Genomic DNA, 15,263 nt, shown 5'->3' on the forward strand with positions numbered 1-15,263 from the left:
GCCGCCAATGCATTTATCCTGCATAGCTTTAACGGCCGCTCCACTGCCGACTTGAACCTTAAAGGCCCGTGATCTCTTGACCAGTCCTGTCCTGCAAACCGTTGCCCTCGCCTGTGAGCGAGACCTTCGGCTGCTCTTCGAAAATCTCGAATTGAGACTGGCCAGTGGCGAAATGGTGCAAATCAGTGGCCCCAACGGCAGCGGCAAGACCAGTTTGCTGCGCTTGTTGTCCGGGTTGATGCAGCCGACGGCCGGTCAAGTGCTGCTCAATGGCCAGCCGTTGAACGAACAACGCAGCGAACTCGCGCGCAATCTGCTGTGGATCGGTCATGCCGCCGGGATCAAGGATTTGCTGACGCCCGAGGAAAACCTCAGCTGGCTCTGCGCCCTGCATCAACCGGCCTCTCATGAGGCGATCCGGCAAGCGCTGGCGGCTGTCGGGCTGCGCGGTTTCGAGGATGTTCCCTGCCACACCCTGTCCGCCGGCCAGCAACGTCGCGTCGCGTTAGCGCGGTTGTATCTGGACAGTCCGCCGCTGTGGATCCTCGACGAGCCGTTCACCGCCCTCGACAAACAAGGCGTGGCGCAACTCGAAGAACACCTGGCCGCGCACTGTGAACGCGGCGGCATGGTGGTGTTGACCACTCACCACACGCTGAGCCGGATGCCGGCCAGCTACCGCGAGATTGATCTGGGGAACTGGGCCGTATGAGTGTTTTCGGCCTGTTGGTCGCCCGTGAGGCTCGTTTGCTGTTCCGCCGTCCTGCGGAGCTGGCCAATCCGCTGGTATTCTTCGCGATTGTGGTTTCGCTGTTCCCGTTGGCGGTCGGACCCGAGTCTCAATTGTTGCAAACCTTGTCTCCGGGACTGGTCTGGGTAGCGGCCCTTTTATCGGTTTTGCTCTCGCTGGACGGGCTTTTCCGCAGTGATTTCGAAGATGGATCCCTCGAGCAGTGGGTCCTTTCGCCGCACCCCCTGGCTCTTCTGGTTTTGGCCAAGGTGCTGGCACACTGGTCGTTTTCCGGCCTGGCACTGGTTTTGCTCGCGCCACTGTTGGCGTTGATGCTCGGTTTACCCACCGCTTGTCTGCCGGTGTTGCTGCTTTCTTTATTGCTGGGTACACCGGTGCTGAGCCTGCTCGGTGCGGTAGGCGCGGCCCTGACGGTGGGATTGAAGCGCGGCGGCCTGTTGCTGGCGTTGCTGATTCTGCCGCTGTACATCCCGGTGTTGATTCTCGGCAGTGGCGCCTTGCAGGCTGCCTTGCAGGGGATGCCGGCGACCGGTTATCTCTTGTGGCTTGGTAGCCTGACCGCCCTGGCGATAACCCTGACACCTTTTGCAATAGCCGCTGGCCTGAAGATCAGCGTCGGCGAATAATGAGGTCTGGTCAAAATTTGATCAGTAAAGACCCTTGGCTGACTCGTGATGACGAGCAGCAACCGTGATGGAAACAGTAATGAACTGGACCTGGTTTCATAAGCTCGGCTCACCCAAATGGTTTTACGGCATCAGTGGCAAATTACTGCCGTGGCTGAGCGTCGCGGCGTTGCTGCTGATCGGCGTCGGCGTGGTCTGGGGCCTGGCCTTCGCGCCGCCTGACTACCAGCAAGGCAACAGCTTTCGCATCATCTACATCCACGTTCCGGCCGCCATGCTGGCGCAGTCCATCTACGTGATGCTGGCGGTGTGCGGCATCGTCGGGCTGGTCTGGAAGATGAAACTGGCCGACGTTGCCCTGCAATGCGCGGCCCCGATCGGTGCCTGGATGACCGCCGTGGCGCTGGTCACCGGGGCGATCTGGGGCAAACCGACATGGGGCTCGTGGTGGGTCTGGGATGCGCGACTTACGTCCATGCTTATTCTGCTGTTTCTGTACTTCGGTCTCATTGCGCTGGGCAATGCGATCAGCAATCGTGACAGTGCCGCCAAGGCCTGCGCGGTGCTGGCTATTGTCGGCGTGATCAACATCCCGATCATCAAATACTCGGTGGAGTGGTGGAACACCCTGCACCAGGGCGCGACCTTCACCCTCACCGAAAAACCGGCGATGCCCGCCGAAATGTGGCTGCCACTGCTGCTGACGGCGCTGGGTTTCTATTGTTTCTTCGGCGCCGTGCTGTTGCTGCGCATGCGCCTTGAAGTGCTCAAGCGCGAGGCTCGCGCCAGTTGGGTCAAGGCCGAAGTACAAAACAGTCTGGAGGCCGTTCGATGAGTTTTGCTTCATTCGGCGACTTCCTCGCCATGGGCCATCACGCCCTGTATGTCTGGTCAGCCTATGGCATCTGCCTGGCGGTGCTGGCCCTCAACGTGGCGGCGCCGATCCTGGCCCGCAAGCGGTATCTGCAACAAGAGGCGCGTCGTTTGCGCCGGGAGAACGGCAAGTGAATCCGCTGCGCAAAAAGCGTCTTATCATCATTCTCGCGATCCTGGTCGGGGTCGGCGCTGCCGTCGGCCTGGCCCTGAGCGCCCTGCAGCAGAACATCAATCTGTTTTACACCCCGACCCAGATCGCCAATGGCGAAGCCCCGCAAGACACGCGGATCCGCGCCGGCGGCATGGTCGAGAAAGGTTCGCTGCAACGTTCCGGCGACTCGCTGGACGTGAAATTCATCGTCACCGACTTCAACAAATCCGTGACCATCAGCTACCGCGGCATCCTTCCGGACCTGTTCCGCGAAGGGCAGGGCATTGTTGCCCTGGGCAAGATCAATGCCGACGGCGTGGTGGTGGCAGACGAAGTACTGGCCAAGCACGATGAGAAGTACATGCCGCCGGAAGTGACCAAAGCCTTGAAAGACAGTGGTCAATCCGCCCCAACACCCGCGAAGGAGGGTTGATTCATGACTTCCGGCAACTTTATTCCCGTGCTCTTCATACCAGAGCTGGGCCACCTGGCCATGATTCTGGCGCTGTGCTTCGCGCTGGTTCAGGCCGTGGTGCCGTTGCTCGGCGCCTGGCGCGGCGACCGCTTGTGGATGAGCCTCGCTCAACCCGCAGCCTGGGGCCAGTTCACCTTTCTGGTGTTCGCCTTCGGTTGCCTGACCTACGCGTTCATGACCGACGACTTCTCGGTGGACTACGTCGCCAGCAACTCCAACAGCGCCTTGCCGTGGTACTACAAGTTCAGCGCGGTCTGGGGCGCTCATGAAGGTTCGTTGCTGCTCTGGGCGTTGATCCTCGGTGGCTGGACGTTCGCGGTGTCGGTGTTCTCCCGGCAGTTGCCGCAAGTCATGCTCGCTCGCGTGTTGGCGGTGATGGGCATGATCAGCACCGGTTTCCTGTTGTTCCTGATCCTCACCTCGAACCCGTTCGCGCGCATCCTGCCGCAGATCCCGGCGGACGGTCGTGACCTCAACCCGTTGCTGCAAGACATCGGCCTGATCGTGCACCCGCCGATGCTGTACATGGGTTATGTCGGTTTCTCGGTGGCCTTTGCCTTTGCCATTGCCGCGCTGCTCGGCGGTCGTCTTGATGCGGCGTGGGCACGTTGGTCGCGTCCGTGGACCATTGTCGCCTGGGCCTTCCTCGGTATCGGCATCACCCTTGGCTCATGGTGGGCCTACTACGAACTCGGCTGGGGCGGCTGGTGGTTCTGGGACCCGGTGGAAAACGCCTCGTTCATGCCTTGGCTGGTGGGCACCGCGCTGATTCACTCGTTGGCGGTCACGGAAAAACGTGGCGTGTTCAAGAGCTGGACCGTGTTGCTGGCCATCGCGGCCTTCTCGTTGAGTTTGCTCGGTACCTTCCTGGTGCGCTCCGGTGTGCTGACCTCGGTGCACGCCTTTGCCTCCGACCCGGAGCGCGGCGTGTTCATCCTGATATTCCTGCTGTTTGTGGTCGGTGGTTCGTTGACGCTGTTCGCCTTGCGCGCACCGGTGGTGAAGAGCCACGTAGGCTTCAACCTCTGGTCCCGGGAAACCCTGTTGCTGGGCAACAACCTGGTGCTGGTGGTGGCCGCCTCGATGATCCTGCTGGGCACCTTGTACCCACTGATTCTTGATGCAATGACCGGCGCCAAGCTGTCGGTCGGCCCGCCGTACTTCAACGCGCTGTTCATTCCGCTGATGGGCTTGCTGATGGTGGTGATGGCGGTCGGCATGCTGGTGCGCTGGAAAGACACCCCGGTGAAATGGCTGGTGAACATGCTCACGCCCGTATTGCTCGGCAGCGCCGCGTTAGCCGTGGTGGCGGGCGTCGCTTACGGCGATTTCAACTGGGCGGTGATCGCGACCTTCATGCTCGCCGCCTGGGTGTTGCTGGCCGGTGTGCGTGACATCGTCGACAAGACGCGCCACAAAGGCCTGATCAAAGGCCTGCCGACCCTGACCCGCAGCTACTGGGGCATGCAGATCGCGCACCTCGGTATCGCCGTGTGTGCCCTCGGTGTCGTGCTGTCGAGCCAGAACAGTGCCGAGCGCGACTTGCGCCTGGCACCGGGCGAGTCCATGGACCTGGCCGGTTACCACTTCATTTTCGAAGGCGCCAAGCACTTCGAGGGGCCGAACTTCACCTCCGACAAGGGCACCGTGCGGGTCGTCCGCGACGGCAAGGAAGTCAGCGTGCTGCACCCGGAAAAACGTCTGTACACCGTGCAGAACTCGGTGATGACCGAAGCCGGGATCGACGCCGGTTTCACCCGTGACATCTACGTCGCCCTCGGCGAACCGCTGGGTGATGGCGCCTGGGCCGTGCGCGTGCACGTCAAACCGTTCGTGCGCTGGATCTGGTTCGGCGGCTTGCTTACCGGTTTGGGCGGTGTGCTGGCGGCGCTGGATCGGCGTTATCGGGTCAAGGTGAAAAGCCGCGTGCGTGAAGCACTGGGCATGTCGGGAGCCACTGCATGAGACGTTGGTTGATGCTGTTGCCACTGGCGATTTTCCTGGTGGTGGCTGTTTTCCTTTATCGCGGGCTGTATCTGGACCCGGCCGAGTTGCCTTCGGCGATGATCGGCAAGCCGTTCCCGGAGTTTTCCCTGCCGGCAGTGCAGGGCGACAAGACCCTGACCAAGGCGGACATTGTCGGTAAACCGGCGCTGGTCAACGTCTGGGGCACCTGGTGCATTTCCTGCCGGGTCGAGCACCCGGTGCTGAACAAACTGGCCGAGAAGGGCGTGGTGATCTACGGCATCAATTACAAGGACGTCAACGCCGACGCCTTGAAGTGGCTGGTGGAATTCCACAACCCGTATCAGCTGGACATCCGTGACGACGCAGGCACCTTGGGTTTGAACCTGGGTGTGTACGGCGCTCCTGAAACCTTCTTCATTGACGCCAAGGGCATCATCCGCGACAAGTTCGTCGGGGTGATCGACGAGCAGGTCTGGCGTGAAAAACTGGCGGCCAAGTATCAGGCGCTGGTTGATGAGGCCAAGCCATGAAGCGCTGGATAGCCGCTGCGGTGTTGGGCTTGAGCATGGCCGGCGTGGCGCACGCGGCCATCGACACCTATGAGTTCGCCAAGGAAAGTGATCGCGAGCGTTTTCGCGAACTGACCAAGGAACTGCGTTGCCCCAAGTGCCAGAATCAGGACATCGCCGATTCCAATGCACCGATCGCCGCGGACCTGCGCAAAGAGATTTTCCGCATGCTCGGCGAGGGCAAGGACAACCAGCAGATCATCGACTTCATGGTCGATCGCTACGGTGATTTCGTCCGCTACAAACCTGCTCTGACCACCAAGACTGCTGTGCTCTGGTTCGGCCCCGCCGGCCTGTTGCTGGGTGGTTTTGTGATTATCGCCGTGATCGTCCGCCGTCGTCGCGTGCAACGCGCTGACACCAAGGATGAGCTTTCTGCCGAGGAGCGCGAGCGCCTCGACCACCTGTTGGATAAAACCAAGAATGATTGATTTCTGGCTCGCTGCAGGTCTGCTACTTCTGGTTGCCCTGAGTTTTCTGTTGATCCCTGTCCTGCGTGGCCGTCGCGCCCAGCTGGAAGAGGATCGTACTGCCCTGAACGTCGCGCTGTATCAGGAGCGCGTGGCTGAGTTGCAGACTCAGCAGGAAGAGGGTGTGCTCGACGCCGCGCAACTGGACACCGGTCGCGCCGAAGCGGCGCGTGAATTGCTCGCGGATACCGAAGGCGTCGAGGCGCCGCGCGTGTCGCGCCTGGGCAAACCGTTGCCACTGCTGGCGGCGATTCTGGTGCCGGTGCTGGGGCTTGGGCTTTACCTGCATTTCGGTGCCAGCGACAAGGTCGAGCTGACCCGGGAATTTGCCCAGGCGCCGCAGTCGATGGAAGAGATGACCCGTCGCCTGGAGCGCGCGGTCGAGGCTCAGCCGGATTCCGCTGAAGGCTTGTACTTCCTTGGGCGCACTTACATGGCTCAGGATCGTCCTGGCGACGCGGCGAAGCTCTTCGAACGCACCGTGACCCTTGCCGGTCGCCAACCGGAGCTGCTCGGCCAATGGGCGCAGGCGCAGTATTTCGCCGACGGCAAGAAATGGTCGGACAAGGTTCAAGCCCTGACCGACGAAGCGCTCAAGGCCGATCCGAAAGAAGTCACCAGCCTGGGCCTGCTGGGTATCGCGGCGTTTGAAAGCCAGCGTTATCAGGACGCCATCGACTACTGGAATCGACTGCTGGCGCAATTGCCGCCGGCGGACAGTTCCCGTGCCGCGCTGGAAGGCGGGATCAAACGGGCCACTGAGAAACTGGTCGCCAGCGGCGGCAAGGTTGCCGAGGCACCGGCGGCCAAGGTCGCCGCGCTGCTCAAGGTGCGTGTGGACCTGGCGCCTGAGCTCAAAGCCAAGGTCCAGCCGGGCGACAGCGTGTTCATCTTCGCCCGCGCCACTTCTGGCCCACCGGCGCCGTTGGCCGCGAAACGCCTGACCGTAGCCGACTTGCCCGTCACTGTCGAACTGGGCGATGCCGACGCAATGATGCCGCAGTTGAAACTGTCGAACTTCCCTGAAGTCCAACTGGTTGCGCGCATCTCCCGCGCTGGCCAACCGACTGCCGGCGAGTGGGTCGGTCGCAGCCAGCCTCTGGCCAGCAGCACGACTGCGCAGCAACAACTGACCATCGACAGCCCGGATAAATAACAGGAAACGCCACCATGACCGCCATCGCTCGTATCACCCTGCTCAGTCTGGTTTTGGGGCTGAGCGCTTGTGCGGTCCAGCGACCCGAGCCGACGTCGCTGCCGCCGATCCCGCCGTCGCAGCCCAAGCCCACGCCGTCGACATCACCGACGCCGAGCAAGCCGAGCATTCCGGCCAAGCCTGCCAAACCATTGCCGCGCACATCGGCCAGCTTCGCGCCCCCACCGGGCGGTGAAAGTCACTGGGATCCGAAGCTCGGGGTGTATGTGCTGGATGGTCAACCGAACACGTTCTACCGCCAGCGGACCTACTACCGCTGGGATAACGGCTGGAGCCGGTCGATCAGTCCTGAAGGGCCATGGGAAGAGACGGATATCCATGGGGTGCCGGGTGGGTTGGGACGGCAGTTCGGGCAGTGACACAAAGGCGACCTTCGGGTCGCCTTTTTTTGTGGGCGCAGGATCGTGGTTGAACCCTGTAGGAGCGAGCTTGCTCGCGAAGGTTTTGAATGCGCGGCGTTTATCCTGTTTAAACGCGTCATCGTTGACGACCTTCGCGAGCAGGCTCGCTCCCACATTTGAATGCGGTGCACCTGCGGGAGATGGGTTGGCTGTCAGACCGTCTTCGCGAGCAAGCCCGCTCCCACAGGGATCTCCAATGAACCCGGAATCGTGAAATCCCTGGACTGGTTGCGGGGTCGATTCGGCTCAACCTTTCACAAAACCTTCATCAAATAGTTATTCCAGCGACTTGTGCGAGTCATAGGGCTGACACAGCCCGTGCCTAAAGTCGGTTGAACTTCAAAGCGGCCATGGACGGCTGTTCAACCAGACAGAGAAGCCCATGAACGCAGCTATCCATGTCGATCATCTGAACAAGACCTTTGCGCGTAAAAGCGCATTGGTCGACCTCGAACTCACCATCGCGGCCGGTGAGATGGTCGCGCTGATTGGCGCTTCCGGCTCCGGCAAGTCCACTTTGCTGCGCCACCTCGCGGGCCTGGCCTGTTGCGATCGCCACAACGGCGGCAGCGTCAAGGTGCTCGGGCGTGAAGTGCAAGCTTCCGGCCGGCTGAATGGCAAGGTCCGCCGCTTGCGCGCCGACATCGGCTACATCTTCCAGCAGTTCAACCTGGTCAACCGCCTCAGCGTGCTCGACAACGTATTGCTCGGTTGCCTGGGGCGCATGCCGCGCTGGCGTGGCAATTTGAGCCTGTTCAATACCGAAGAAAAACAGTTCGCCATGGCGTCGCTGGATCGCGTCGGCCTGGCCGATCTGGCGGCGCAACGGGCCTCGACCCTGTCCGGCGGTCAGCAACAACGGGTAGCCATCGCCCGAGCCCTGACCCAGCGCGCCGAAGTGATTCTGGCCGACGAACCCATCGCCTCCCTCGACCCGGAATCCGCCCGCAAGGTCATGGAAATCCTCGCCGACATCAACCGTCGCGACGGCAAGACCGTGGTAGTCACCCTGCATCAAGTCGATTACGCCACGCGTTATTGCCCCCGCGCCGTGGCGCTCAAGGGCGGACGCATTCATTTCGACGGCCTCGCGGCTGACCTGAGCAGCCAGTTTCTCAACGATTTGTACGGTGCCGACATTGACACCAGCCTGATGTTTTCCGACCAGACCCGCCGCACCGAACCCGTCCCCCGATTGGTGCTGGCTCGCGTGTGAACACCCACTTTTTCCTATAGCGCACCCCAAGGAATCCTTTCCATGTTGAACCGTATCGGTCGCGTTTTTGCTGGCGCCGCGTTGCTCGCCAGTTGCGTACTAGGCACCGCCCAGGCTGAAGAAAAAGCCATCAACTTCGGCATCATGTCCACTGAATCTTCGCAGAACCTGAAGAGCATCTGGCAGCCGTTTCTCGATGACATGCAGAAGAAAACCGGCCTGAAGATCAACGCCACCTTCGCCTCGGACTATGCCGGGCTGATCCAGGGCATGCGCTTCAACAAGGTCGATGTGGCCTGGCTGGGCAACAAGGCCGCCATGGAAGCGGTGGACCGTTCCAACGGCGAAATTTTCGCCCAGACCGCCGCCGCCAACGGTGCCGCCGGGTACTGGAGCGTGCTGATCGTGCGCAAGGACAGCCCGATCAATTCCGTGGAAGACATGCTCAAGAACGCCAAGTCCCTGACCTTCGGCAACGGTGATCCGAACTCGACGTCCGGCTACCTGGTGCCGGGCTACTACGTGTTCGCCAAGAACGGCGTCGATGCGGCCACCGCGTTCAAGCGCACCCTCAACTCCAGCCATGAGGTCAACGCCTTGAGCGTGGCCAAAGGGCAACTGGATGTCGCGACCTTCAACACCGAAAGCTGGGACCGTCTGGAAGTCACCCAGCCGGACAAGGCTGCACTGCTCAAGGTGATCTGGAAGTCGCCGCTGATCCCTGCTGACCCACTGGTGTGGAGCAAGGCCCTGAGCGACAGCGAGAAGACCAAGATCCGCAATTTCATCTTCAACTACGGCAACACCGATTCCGAGAAAGCCGTGCTCGCGGGCATGCAACTGGGCAAGTTCCTCAAGTCCAGCGACGACCAACTGCTGCCGATCCGTCAGCTTGAACTGTTCAAGCAGCGCACCACCATCAGCGCCGACACCAAGCTTGAGGCGGCCGACAAGGCCAAGCGCCTGGCCGATATCGATGCCGAACTGGCCAAGCTGCAAGAGCGCATCACCTTGCTCGAGAAGAGCGACAAAAAGACCGCCAACGCCGGCTGATTCACCGCAGGACAAATGTGGGAGCGGGCTTGCTCGCGAAGGCGGCGTGACAGGCAGCATTGATGTCGACTGACACTCAGTCTTCGCGAGCAAGCCCGCTCCCACAAGGTTTGCATCTGGCATTACGCATGTGTCGTACTTTTCAAGGAACCCTCATGACCACTCTGCACGCTGAAGCTGTCGGCAAGCGCACCTGGCCGCAGTACGCCGGTTGGGGCCTGTTCCTGGTCCTGCTGGCCTGGGCCTGGCACGGCGCCGAGATGAACCCGATGGCGCTGTACCGCGACTCCGGCAACATGGCGACTTTCGCCGCCGATTTCTTTCCGCCGGACTTCCACGAATGGCGCTCCTACCTCAAGGAGATGATCGTCACCGTACAAATCGCCCTGTGGGGCACGGTACTGGCGATTGTCTGCTCGATCCCCCTGGGGATTCTCTGCTCGGAAAACATCACCCCGTGGTGGATCCACCAGCCGCTGCGTCGGGTGATGGACGCCTTCCGTTCGATCAACGAAATGGTCTTCGCCATGTTGTTCGTCGTGGCGGTTGGCCTGGGCCCCTTCGCCGGCGTACTGGCGCTGTGGATCAGCACCACCGGCGTGCTCGCCAAGCTGTTTGCCGAAGCCGTCGAGGCGATCGATCCGGGCCCGGTTGAAGGGGTTCGCGCCACCGGTGCCAGTGCCCTGCAAGAAGTCATCTACGGGGTGATTCCGCAAGTGATGCCGCTGTGGGTGTCCTACGCGCTGTACCGCTTCGAGGCCAACGTGCGCTCGGCGACGGTGGTCGGAATGGTCGGTGCCGGCGGGATCGGGGTGATTCTCTGGGAGAACATTCGCGCCTTCCAGTTCGTTCAGACGTGTGCGGTCTTGCTGGTGATCATCGTGGTCGTGAGTCTGATCGACATCCTCTCGCAACGCCTGCGCAAGCAGTTCATCTGAATTTCGGAGGGGTGCCCCTGGGCGCTTTTTTTTAAGCATGCAGTTGTCTAGACAAGATGAGCCGGTGTACCGCGAATTGGCCGACATCCTGCGCCGTGAACTGGCCGATTATCAGGCCGGGGACTTCCTGCCGGCCGAGGTGCAGTTGGCCGAGCGTTTCGGCGTCAACCGCCATACCTTGCGCCGCGCCATCGACGAGCTGGTGTTCGAAGGCAGCCTGTTGCGCCGCCAGGGCAAAGGCACGCAGGTGCTGGAGCGCCCGCTGATTTACCCCATGGCCGCCGACAGCGCCTACAGCCAGTCGTTGTCGGCTCAGGGGCTGGGCGTCGAAGCGGTGCTGCTCAAGCGCCGTTACTGCTTCGCCAGCCGCGAAGAAGCGGCACACCTGGGGCTTGCCGAGATGGCGCCGATGATCGAACTGCAGACCCTGCGCAAGCTCGATCACCAGCCCGTCAGCCTGATCCGCCATCGCTACTGCGCCAGTCACGCGCCGCTGCTGGCGGACTACACCGGCGGCTCATTGCGCCAGTACCTGAGCGAACGCGACATGCCGCTGACCCGCACCCTGAGCCTGATCGGCGCCCGTTTGCCGAGTCGCGAAGAAGCCGCGTTGCTGATGATGCCCCGGCATTTGCCGGCGCTGAGTGTGTTCACCCTTTCCCGCGACCGCGACGGTCACCCGGTGGAGCTGGCCCAGTCTACCAGCCGTTCGGATCGCTTCCAGTATCAGGTCGTCACTTGATGGAGAACTCAATGAAGAACCTTGCTCCGCACACCGAGCGGCAACACTGGATCGGCGTGCTGGCCCGCGCCCGTCGCAGTGAATTGCAGCCCCACGAAGCCGCACTGCGCGACATCGAATACCAACTGATCCGCGCCCCGGAAATCGGCATGACCCTGGTTCGTGGTCGCATGGGCGGCAACGGTGCGCCGTTCAACGTCGGCGAAATGAGCGTGACCCGTTGTGTGGTGCGCCTGGCCGATGGCCGTACCGGCTACAGCTACCTGGCGGGGCGCGACAAGGTCCACGCCGAACTGGCCGCCCTGGCCGACGCGCATTTGCAAGGCACGCAACAGCGTCATTGGCTCGATGAAGTGATCACGCCGCTGGCCAAGGCCCAGGCCGACCGCCGGGCGCAAAAAGAGGCGGACACCGCCGCTACCAAAGTCGAATTCTTCACCCTCGTGCGAGGAGAAAACTGATGAGCGCACAGCTGTTGCAACCGGCGTTTACCGACCCGGTGCTGGAGGCCCAACGCAGTTTTCGCGCGGCACTCAAGGCACTCGCCGGTCCCGGTTTGATCCAGACCTTGCACGCCACGCCGAGCCTTGAAGGCCTGGCGCCAGCGACCTACGCGTTGTGCCTGGCCTTGCTGGATGTCGACACGCCGCTGTGGCTAGCGCCGTCCTTCGACACGCCGCTGATTCGCGCCAACCTGGCGTTCCACTGCGGCTGCCCGCTGACCGCCAATCGCGAAGACGCGCGGTTCGCCTTGCTCACTGCCGAGGACCTGCTCGACCTCAGCGGCTTCGATCACGGCAACGACCGCTACCCCGATCAGTCCTGCACCTTGCTGGTTCAACTGCCGAACCTCGACGGCGGGGCAGGGCTGGCGTGGCGCGGGCCGGGGATCGAGACCGCGCACGGCGTCGCGCTACCGGTGGCCGAAGGCTTCTGGTCCGAACGCGAACGACGCAACGAATTCCCCCGCGGGCTGGACCTGTTATTCGCCGCCGGCCATGACCTGATCGGCCTGCCACGCAGCACCCGCATCGCACAGGAGCGTGTCTGATGTACGTAGCCGTCAAGGGTGGCGAACAGGCCATCGACAATGCCCACCGTCTGCTGGCGAAAAAGCGCCGGGGCGACACCTCGATCACTGAGCTGAGCGTCGAGCAGATCCGTCAGCAACTGCCGTTGGCCGTGGCGCGGGTGATGAGCGAAGGCTCGCTGTACGACGAAGAACTGGCTGCGTTGGCGATCAAGCAAGCGGCGGGCGATCTGGTCGAAGCCATCTTCCTGCTGCGCGCCTATCGCACCACGTTGCCGCGTTTCAGCCCGAGCCTGCCGATCGACACGTCGAACATGCAACTCAGCCGGCGTCTGTCGGCCACGTTCAAGGACGTGCCGGGCGGCCAGTTGCTGGGTCCGACCTTCGATTACACCCATCGCCTGCTGGACTTTGCACTGCTCGCCGAAGGCGAATACCCGGGACCGCAAACCACCCCGAACGCCAGCCTCGAACCGTGCCCTCGGGTCCTCGGTTTGCTGGCCAAGGAAGGCTTGATCAAGAACGAATCCGACAACAGCGACACGGTGGCGGACATCACCCGCGATCCGCTGGAACTGCCGGCCAGCCGCGCCCAGCGGTTGCAGGCACTGGCCCGTGGCGATGAAGGTTTTCTGCTGGCGCTGGGGTATTCGACCCAACGCGGTTATGGCCGCAACCACCCGTTCGCCGGCGAGATTCGCATCGGTGAAGTGGAGGTGTGGATCGATCCGGAAGAGCTGGGCTTCCCGATCAACCTGGGCAGCATCGAAGTCACCGAGTGCGAGATGGTCAACCAGTTCGTCGGCTCGGCCACTGAGCTGGCGCAGTTCACGCGCGGCTACGGCCTGGCCTTCGGGCATGCCGAACGCAAGGCCATGAGCATGGCGCTGGTCGACCGCGCACTGCGCGCCAAGGAGTTCAACGAAGAGATCGAGTCCCCGGCGCAGCAGGAAGAATTCGTGCTGATGCACTGCGACAACGTCGAGGCCGCCGGGTTTGTCTCGCACCTCAAATTACCTCACTACGTGGACTTCCAGGCCGAACTGGAACTGATCCGCAAACTGCGCAAGCCTGCCGAGGGCCACAGCCATGAATGACGTGACCCAGGCGTCAGTGCGCGACACCGCGTACAACTTCGCCTACCTCGACGAACAGACCAAACGGATGATCCGCCGCGCCTTGCTCAAGGCCGTGGCGATCCCCGGTTATCAGGTGCCGTTCGGCGGGCGCGAGATGCCGTTGCCTTACGGCTGGGGCACTGGCGGCATGCAATTGACCGCGGCGATTCTCGGGGCTGACGACGTGCTCAAAGTCATCGACCAAGGCGCCGACGACACCACCAACGCCGTGTCGATTCGCCGCTTCTTTGCGCGCACCGCAGGCGTCGCGACCACCGAAAGCACCCCGGACGCCACGGTGATCCAGACCCGCCACCGCATCCCGGAAACGCCGCTGCACGCCGATCAGATCATGGTCTATCAGGTGCCGATCCCGGAGCCGTTGCGCTTTATCGAGCCGTTGGAAACCGAGACCCGGACCATGCACGCCCTCAATGATTACGGGGTCATGCACGTCAAACTCTACGAAGACATCGCCACCTTCGGCCACATCGCCACGGCCTACGCCTACCCGGTAATGGTCGATGAACGCTACGTGATGGACCCGTCGCCGATCCCCAAATTCGACAACCCGAAACTCGACATGAGCCCGGCGCTGATGCTGTTCGGCGCCGGTCGCGAGAAGCGTCTCTACGCGGTGCCGCCGTACACCAGAGTCACCAGCCTCGACTTCGAGGATCACCCCTTCGAAGCGCAGCAGTGGGACGAGTGCTGCGCCATGTGTGGCAGCCACGATTCGTTCCTCGACGAGCTGATCATCGACGACGCCGGGACCCAGCTTTTCGTCTGTTCCGACACCTATTACTGCGCCCAGCGCGTCAGCCAGCAGGAGCAGGGCCAATGAACCAGGCGCTGAAAAACCATCTGTCCACCGCGACGGCCGAGCCCATGCTGCGAGTGCGCGATCTGTCGCTGTTGTACGGCCCGGAGAAGGGTTGCCAGGACGTCAGTTTCGACCTGTATCCCGGTGAGGTGCTGGGGATTGTCGGTGAATCCGGTTCCGGCAAATCGACCTTGCTCTCGTTGCTCAGCGGACGCTTGTCACCCCAGCGCGGCAGCATCGGCTATCGCGGCAAGGACGGCGCGTGGCTTGACCTCTACAGCGCCAGCGAAGCCGAACGCCGGACCTTGCTGCGCACCGAATGGGGCTTCGTCGAACAGAACCCTCGCGACGGTTTGCGCATGGGCGTGTCCGCCGGCGCCAACATCGGCGAACGCTTGATGGCCCAAGGCGTACGCAATTACCAGCAACTGCGCGGGGCAGGGATCGACTGGCTGAGCCAGGTGGAAATCGACCCGCTGCGCATCGACGACTTGCCCCGGACCTTCTCCGGCGGCATGCAACAACGGTTGCAAATCGCCCGCAATCTGGTGTCGAGCCCGCGCCTGGTGTTCATGGACGAACCGACAGGCGGCCTCGATGTGTCGGTGCAAGCCCGTTTGCTCGACCTGCTGCGCGGGTTGGTGCGTGAGCTAGACCTGGCGGTGGTGATCGTCACCCACGACCTGGCCGTGGCCCGTCTGCTGGCCGATCGGTTGATGGTGATGCGGCGCTCGCGGGTGGTGGAAACCGGCCTGACTGACCAGATCCTCGACGATCCGCAGCACCCTTACTCGCAACTGCTGGTGTCTTCGGTGTTGCAGCCGTGAAGTCCCGTCAATC

At 62.3% G+C, this 15,263-nt stretch carries 19 protein-coding genes; all 19 read left to right on the forward strand.

Annotation, left to right across the window (positions count from 1 at the left end):
• Positions 1-76: 76 nt before the first annotated feature.
• The 19 genes from ccmA (at position 77) to phnK (ending at position 15,250) form a co-directional block, all read left to right on the forward strand.
• Entirely contained in the window at positions 77-712 is a 636-nt protein-coding gene (ccmA, locus tag ACIPL2_RS18310; RefSeq protein WP_401358367.1) for a cytochrome c biogenesis heme-transporting ATPase CcmA, read from the forward strand.
• On the forward strand, positions 709-1,377 hold the full coding sequence (ccmB, locus tag ACIPL2_RS18315; protein ID WP_401358368.1) for a heme exporter protein CcmB: 669 nt from the start codon (positions 709-711) through the stop codon (positions 1,375-1,377). Before ccmA ends, ccmB begins: the two co-directional genes overlap by 4 nt.
• Positions 1,378-1,456: 79 nt before the next feature.
• On the forward strand, positions 1,457-2,212 hold the full coding sequence (locus ACIPL2_RS18320; protein WP_059407538.1) for a heme ABC transporter permease: 756 nt from the start codon (positions 1,457-1,459) through the stop codon (positions 2,210-2,212).
• Positions 2,209-2,385, forward strand: a complete 177-nt coding sequence (gene ccmD, locus ACIPL2_RS18325) for a heme exporter protein CcmD (RefSeq protein ID WP_008145547.1) — start codon at positions 2,209-2,211, stop codon at positions 2,383-2,385. Before ACIPL2_RS18320 ends, ccmD begins: the two co-directional genes overlap by 4 nt.
• A complete protein-coding gene (gene ccmE, locus ACIPL2_RS18330) occupies positions 2,382-2,837 on the forward strand; it encodes a cytochrome c maturation protein CcmE (protein ID WP_401358369.1) in 456 nt (151 codons plus the stop codon). Before ccmD ends, ccmE begins: the two co-directional genes overlap by 4 nt.
• Positions 2,838-2,840: 3 nt before the next feature.
• Positions 2,841-4,844, forward strand: a complete 2,004-nt coding sequence (locus tag ACIPL2_RS18335) for a heme lyase CcmF/NrfE family subunit (protein ID WP_401358371.1) — start codon at positions 2,841-2,843, stop codon at positions 4,842-4,844.
• On the forward strand, positions 4,841-5,377 hold the full coding sequence (locus ACIPL2_RS18340) for a DsbE family thiol:disulfide interchange protein (protein ID WP_401358373.1): 537 nt from the start codon (positions 4,841-4,843) through the stop codon (positions 5,375-5,377). Before ACIPL2_RS18335 ends, ACIPL2_RS18340 begins: the two co-directional genes overlap by 4 nt.
• A complete protein-coding gene (locus ACIPL2_RS18345) occupies positions 5,374-5,847 on the forward strand; it encodes a cytochrome c-type biogenesis protein (RefSeq protein WP_401358375.1) in 474 nt (157 codons plus the stop codon). Before ACIPL2_RS18340 ends, ACIPL2_RS18345 begins: the two co-directional genes overlap by 4 nt.
• Complete coding sequence (ccmI, locus tag ACIPL2_RS18350; RefSeq protein WP_401358377.1) at positions 5,840-7,042, forward strand: c-type cytochrome biogenesis protein CcmI; 1,203 nt, start codon at positions 5,840-5,842, stop codon at positions 7,040-7,042. The genes ACIPL2_RS18345 and ccmI overlap by 8 nt, the downstream gene beginning before the upstream one ends.
• Before the next feature lie 14 nt (positions 7,043-7,056).
• Positions 7,057-7,461 carry a hypothetical protein gene (locus tag ACIPL2_RS18355; protein ID WP_401358378.1) on the forward strand — a complete coding sequence of 135 codons (405 nt, stop codon included), beginning with the start codon at positions 7,057-7,059 and terminating at the stop codon, positions 7,459-7,461.
• 424 nt (positions 7,462-7,885) lie between these two features.
• The gene (gene phnC / locus ACIPL2_RS18360) at positions 7,886-8,719 is read left to right on the forward strand and encodes a phosphonate ABC transporter ATP-binding protein (RefSeq protein WP_401358379.1); all 834 of its coding nucleotides are present in this window, start codon (positions 7,886-7,888) and stop codon (positions 8,717-8,719) included.
• A gap of 42 nt (positions 8,720-8,761) precedes the next feature.
• The gene (phnD, locus tag ACIPL2_RS18365; RefSeq protein WP_401358381.1) at positions 8,762-9,772 is read left to right on the forward strand and encodes a phosphonate ABC transporter substrate-binding protein; all 1,011 of its coding nucleotides are present in this window, start codon (positions 8,762-8,764) and stop codon (positions 9,770-9,772) included.
• Between the two features lie 155 nt (positions 9,773-9,927).
• Positions 9,928-10,710 (forward strand): phosphonate ABC transporter, permease protein PhnE, encoded by a 783-nt coding sequence (phnE, locus tag ACIPL2_RS18370; protein WP_059407529.1) that lies wholly within the window; start codon positions 9,928-9,930, stop codon positions 10,708-10,710.
• A gap of 37 nt (positions 10,711-10,747) precedes the next feature.
• Positions 10,748-11,452, forward strand: a complete 705-nt coding sequence (phnF, locus tag ACIPL2_RS18375; protein ID WP_082378001.1) for a phosphonate metabolism transcriptional regulator PhnF — start codon at positions 10,748-10,750, stop codon at positions 11,450-11,452.
• An 11-nt stretch (positions 11,453-11,463) separates the two neighbouring features.
• Positions 11,464-11,913, forward strand: a complete 450-nt coding sequence (gene phnG, locus ACIPL2_RS18380; protein WP_401358382.1) for a phosphonate C-P lyase system protein PhnG — start codon at positions 11,464-11,466, stop codon at positions 11,911-11,913.
• Positions 11,913-12,503 (forward strand): phosphonate C-P lyase system protein PhnH, encoded by a 591-nt coding sequence (gene phnH, locus ACIPL2_RS18385; RefSeq protein ID WP_401358384.1) that lies wholly within the window; start codon positions 11,913-11,915, stop codon positions 12,501-12,503. Before phnG ends, phnH begins: the two co-directional genes overlap by 1 nt.
• Positions 12,503-13,579 carry a carbon-phosphorus lyase complex subunit PhnI gene (locus ACIPL2_RS18390; protein ID WP_401358385.1) on the forward strand — a complete coding sequence of 359 codons (1,077 nt, stop codon included), beginning with the start codon at positions 12,503-12,505 and terminating at the stop codon, positions 13,577-13,579. The genes phnH and ACIPL2_RS18390 overlap by 1 nt, the downstream gene beginning before the upstream one ends.
• Positions 13,572-14,444: an alpha-D-ribose 1-methylphosphonate 5-phosphate C-P-lyase PhnJ gene (locus tag ACIPL2_RS18395; RefSeq protein ID WP_401358387.1), complete on the forward strand. Its 873-nt coding sequence runs from the start codon at positions 13,572-13,574 to the stop codon at positions 14,442-14,444. Before ACIPL2_RS18390 ends, ACIPL2_RS18395 begins: the two co-directional genes overlap by 8 nt.
• A complete protein-coding gene (gene phnK / locus ACIPL2_RS18400) occupies positions 14,441-15,250 on the forward strand; it encodes a phosphonate C-P lyase system protein PhnK (protein WP_401358388.1) in 810 nt (269 codons plus the stop codon). Before ACIPL2_RS18395 ends, phnK begins: the two co-directional genes overlap by 4 nt.
• Positions 15,251-15,263 lie beyond the last annotated feature (13 nt).

Origin of the sequence: Pseudomonas sp. NPDC086251 (genome assembly GCF_044746405.1) — a bacterium.
In the GTDB taxonomy this organism is placed as follows: domain Bacteria; phylum Pseudomonadota; class Gammaproteobacteria; order Pseudomonadales; family Pseudomonadaceae; genus Aquipseudomonas.